We start from the raw sequence: 4,181 nt of genomic DNA, 5'->3' as shown, positions 1-4,181 counted from the left end.
GGCGGCCTCGCGCACGCGCTCGGCCTCCCGCACCTGGCGGGGCCCTTCCTCGCGGCGGTCCCGGCCACCGCCGCCGCCGCGCTCGCGATGGCGACGTCCGCCCCCGAGCCGCCCGGCACGGGCGCGCCGGAGCCCGGTGACCGCGTCCCGCTGCGGGTCCTGCTCCAGGGGCCGGTGACGCGGCCCGCGCTGGTGGTGATGGTGACGGCGCAGGTCGTCATGGTCGCGGTGATGACGGCGGCGCCGGTGGCGATGCGGATGGACGGCGGCGGGCTCGGCATGGTCGGGATGACGCTGTCGGCGCACACGCTGGGGATGTTCGCGCTGTCGCCGGTGACGGGGCGGCTGGTCGACCGGTACGGGGCGCGTCCGGTGATGCTCGCCGGTGTCGCGGCGCTCGCCGCGTCTGCGGGCCTCGCGGCGGCGGGCGGCGGCGCCTGGACGCGCACCGCGGCGCTGTTCGTACTCGGCTACGCGTGGAACCTGTGCTTCGTCGGCGGCAGCGGACGGCTCGCCGGCGAGCTTCCCGAGCCCGCGCGCGCGGACGTCGAGGGCACGGTGGACGCGGCCGTGTGGACGATCGCCGCCGCGGCCGGGCTGGCGTCCACCGTCATCATGTCCGCGGCCGGGTACGGGGCGCTCGCCGGGACGTTCTGCGTTCTGGCGGTGCTGGCGTCGGCGGCGCTCCGGCGTCCCGCGCGCGCTTAGCGGCGCGGGTCGCGCGTCAGGGATTCGGGACGGCGGCGCGGACGCCCTCGATACGGCCCCGGACGAGGCGCGGATGGAAGTAGCTGATCGGGACGCGGGTTCCGCCGGACACGCAGAAGATCTGGAAGCCGTTGCGGCCGTCCTCGTCGGGGACGGAGAAGTCCTCCGGGGTGAACACGCCCTCCTCGGCCATCAGCACGAACCAGCGCCCGAGGTCGAACTCGTCGGGGAACGCCTCCAGGCCCGTGCCGCGGCGGCCCAGCGTGTAGCGGACCTCGTAGGAGCAGCCGTCCGGCGGGAACGTCATGTGCGGCGCGTCCACGTCCACCACCTCCCCGGAGCCTCATCCTAGGCGCTGCGCCGCGGGGCGAGGGGCCCGCTTGCGAGTTCGCCGGCGCGCGCGGAGGTCAGCGGAGCAGGAGCCGTCCGTCGACGCGGGCGCGGTGCGTGCCCGGCGTGTGGCCGAACGTGCGGCGGAACGCGTCGATGAACGCGCTGGCGGACGCCCACCCCGACCGGTGCGCCACGGTCGTCACCGGGAGGCCCTCGGCGAGCAGGACCATGGCGTGGTGCAGGCGCAGCTGGGCGCGCCACTGCGGGAAGGTCATGCCGAGCTCGGCGCGGAACAGCCGGGTGAGGGTGCGCTCGCCGGCTCCAGCGCGCGCGCCGAGCTCCCCGAGCGTCCGGTCGTCGGCGGGGTCGTCGCACAGCATCCGGCACACGGCGGCGAGGCGCGGGTCCCGGGCGGAGGGGACGTAGTCGGCGTAGCGGGGGGCGCGGGCGACGCGGTCGAGCAGGACGTCCCGCAGCCGCAGCCATTCGGCGCCGTCCCGCTCGGCGGCGGGCGCGCCGGTGCAGGCCACGACCAGCTCGCGCAGCAGCGCGTCCACCCCGAGGACGGCGGGACGGGCGAGGCCGAGCGGGTCGCGGGCCGCCGGGATCCCGACGAGCCGCAGGTCGGCGCCGCCGAACGAGCGGTGCTCGTGGACGGTCCCGGCGGGGATCCACAGCGCCCGGACGGGCGACGCGAGCCAGATCCCGGCGTCGGTCGTGACCGACAGGACGCCGGAGACGGCGTAGGCGAGCTGGTGGTCGTCGTGGCGGTGCGCGTCGATCTCGCCGCCGGGCGGCAGCGGCCGCAGGCCCGTGCTCGCGCGCGGGGTGTGGCGGGTCATCGGCTCAGGGTATGCACGGGCACCGACAAGGCGGTCCATCGACACAAGTTGGCCAAATATCGGAAGCGTGACAGGAGCGCCGGGAGCGAGGCTGCCGGTATGAACCGCAGAGGCCCCGTCGCGCTGCTGTCGGCCGGACACGCCTGCGTCGACGTCTACCAGGGCGCCGTGCCCGCGATCGTCCCGTTCCTCGTCACCGGGCGGCACTACAGCTACGTCGCCGCGTCCGGGATCGTGCTCGCCGCCACGCTGCTGTCCTCCGTCGTCCAGCCCGCGTTCGGGATGCTGACCGACCGCTGGGCGATGCCGTGGCTCGTGCCCGCCGCGACGGGCGTCGCCGGCCTCGGCGTCGCCCTGTCCGGTGTGTCCGGCACGTACGCCCTGACCTGGGCCGCGATCGCGCTGTCCGGGCTCGGCGTGGCCGCCTACCACCCCGAGTCGGCGCGGGTCGCGCGGGCCCTGACCGGTGGCGACCACGCCGGGATGAGCTGGTTCTCGCTGGGCGGCAACCTCGGCTTCGCCGCCGCCCCGCTGCTGGTCACGCCCGTCCTCGCGGCGGGCGGCCTGCACGCCACGCCGTGGCTCGCGGCACCGGCCGCCCTCGGAACGGCGCTCAGCCTCACCGCGATGCGCCGCCGCACACCCGGCGCGGCCGCGAAGAAGAGCGCGGTGGACGGCCGGGACGACCGGCCGATGTTCGTCCGGCTCTCCCTGGTCGTGCTGTGCCGCTCGGTCGTCTTCTTCGGGCTCGGCACCCTGCTCGCCGTCGTCGCGCGGCAGCGGACCGGCGGGGGCGCCGACGCCGGGGCGGTCGCCCTGTTCGTGCTGTTCGCCGGCGGCGCCGTCGGGACGGTCCTCGGCGGGCGGCTCGCCGCGACGCTCGGCCGCGTGCGGACGCTGCGCGCGTCCTACCTGCTCGCGGTCCCGGCCGTCGCGGGCGTCGCGCTCGCCCCCTCGTACACGATCTACGCGTTCGTCGCGCTCACCGCGATCGCCCTCTACACCCCGTTCTCGATCCAGGTGACGCTCGGCCAGGACTACCTGCCGCGCCGCGTCGGCACCGCCAGCGGCGTCACCCTCGGCCTCGCCGTCAGCGCGGGCGGCGTCGCCAGCCCCGCCGTGGGCGCGCTCGCCGACGCCGCGTCCCCGCGCGCCGCGCTGCTCCCGCTGATCGCCGTCCCCGCCGCCGCCTGGCTCCTCGCCCGGCGCCTCCAGGAACCCGCCCCCCTCGAAGCCGCGTCCCCGCACCAGGGCCCCCGCCCCGGACACCCCCCGCCCCTCACTCCACCGTTAGCTCTTCCTTAAAGACGGCATAAGGGCGGCGACGGGCGGGCGGCGCGGTGCGAAGTTCGTTGCGTGGCACTGCGAATGGGCAAGCACACCGGTTCGTTCGCCCCCGGCGCACCGGGGGAGCGGACGCGCTCCGCGGCGGTCGCCCGGGCCTTCCAGGCGCTGCCGTCGGCGCACCGCGAGATCCTCACCGAGACGGTCTTCCGGGAACGCTCGGTCAACGAGGCCGCCGCCCTGCTGGGCGTGCCGGTCGACGTGGTCAAGGTCCGCGTGTACCAGGCGCTGCGCGCGCTGCACGCGACCCTGGGCACGCCCGTCACCCGGTGACCGCGGGTCACGTGGTGGCGAGGTCGCGGACGATCTTCGCGAACGACCGCACCAGCGGGCCGTCCGCGCCGTCCGCCCAGGCGAGCGCGACCCGCAGCGGCTCCACGCCGGTGAGCGGCACCCACACCATGCCCGGCCGCGTGTAGTACCGGGCCATGCTGGACGGCGCGAAGCAGATCGCGACGCCCTCGGCGACCTGCTCCAGCATCTCCTCGACGTTGTCGTTGGTCGGCCCCCACCGCGGCTCCGACCCGTCCGGGCGCGGGTTGACCGCCCACCAGTCCACCCACTCGCGCGGCGCCCGCTCCGTCCACATCAGCGGCTCGTCGCCGACGTCGAGGACGCCGACCGCCTCGCTCCCGGCGAGCCGGTGGCCGGACGGGAGTCCCACGATCCGCGGCTCGGTGTGCACGACCTCGGCGTGCAGGCCGGACAGGTCGGCGGGCAGCCACACGAACGCCACGTCCACGTCCCCGGACCGCAGCGCGTCCGCCTCGCCGCCCCAGTCGAACCGCTTGGGCTCGACGCGGACGCCGGGATGGGCGCGGGCGAACGCGGCACGCGCCCGGGTGGTCAGCTCCCCGGCGCCGGTCGCCTCGAACCCGACGCGCAGCACCCCGTCCTGGCCGCGCCGGTGCCGCTCCGCCGCCGCGGCGACCCGGTCGGCCTGCCGGACCGTCC

Annotated in this window: 6 protein-coding genes; 3 read left to right on the top strand and 3 right to left on the bottom strand. The window is 76.7% G+C overall.

The window, feature by feature from the left end; genetic code table 11:
- A partial coding sequence (locus ABZ914_RS47775) for an MFS transporter (RefSeq protein ID WP_500201269.1) occupies window positions 1-708 on the top strand: 708 nt, incomplete at its 5' end.
- Between the two features lie 16 nt (window positions 709-724).
- On the opposite strand, the gene ABZ914_RS47770 is transcribed toward ABZ914_RS47775, so the two are convergent.
- Together ABZ914_RS47770 and ABZ914_RS47765 are read right to left on the bottom strand one after the other, a co-directional pair.
- Complete coding sequence (locus ABZ914_RS47770; protein ID WP_500201268.1) at window positions 725-1,030, bottom strand: hypothetical protein; 306 nt, start codon at window positions 1,028-1,030, stop codon at window positions 725-727.
- An 85-nt stretch (window positions 1,031-1,115) separates the two neighbouring features.
- Window positions 1,116-1,883 carry an AraC family transcriptional regulator gene (locus ABZ914_RS47765; RefSeq protein WP_500201267.1) on the bottom strand — a complete coding sequence of 256 codons (768 nt, stop codon included), beginning with the start codon at window positions 1,881-1,883 and terminating at the stop codon, window positions 1,116-1,118.
- Between the two features lie 99 nt (window positions 1,884-1,982).
- On the opposite strand from ABZ914_RS47765, the gene ABZ914_RS47760 reads away from it, so the two are divergent.
- Both ABZ914_RS47760 and ABZ914_RS47755 read left to right on the top strand, forming a co-directional pair.
- Window positions 1,983-3,188, top strand: a complete 1,206-nt coding sequence (locus tag ABZ914_RS47760; RefSeq protein ID WP_500201266.1) for an MFS transporter — start codon at window positions 1,983-1,985, stop codon at window positions 3,186-3,188.
- Between the two features lie 51 nt (window positions 3,189-3,239).
- Entirely contained in the window at window positions 3,240-3,500 is a 261-nt protein-coding gene (locus tag ABZ914_RS47755) for a sigma factor-like helix-turn-helix DNA-binding protein (protein ID WP_307799672.1), read from the top strand.
- A gap of 7 nt (window positions 3,501-3,507) precedes the next feature.
- Here ABZ914_RS47755 and ABZ914_RS47750 read toward each other — a convergent pair.
- A partial coding sequence (locus ABZ914_RS47750) for a LysR family substrate-binding domain-containing protein (protein ID WP_500201265.1) occupies window positions 3,508-4,181 on the bottom strand: 674 nt, incomplete at its 5' end.

Source organism: Spirillospora sp. NPDC046719, from assembly GCF_040645715.1.
GTDB lineage: Bacteria > Actinomycetota > Actinomycetes > Streptosporangiales > Streptosporangiaceae > Spirillospora.
Note: the sequence above shows the minus strand (reverse complement) of the source record. Positions and strands in the feature narration are given on the sequence as shown.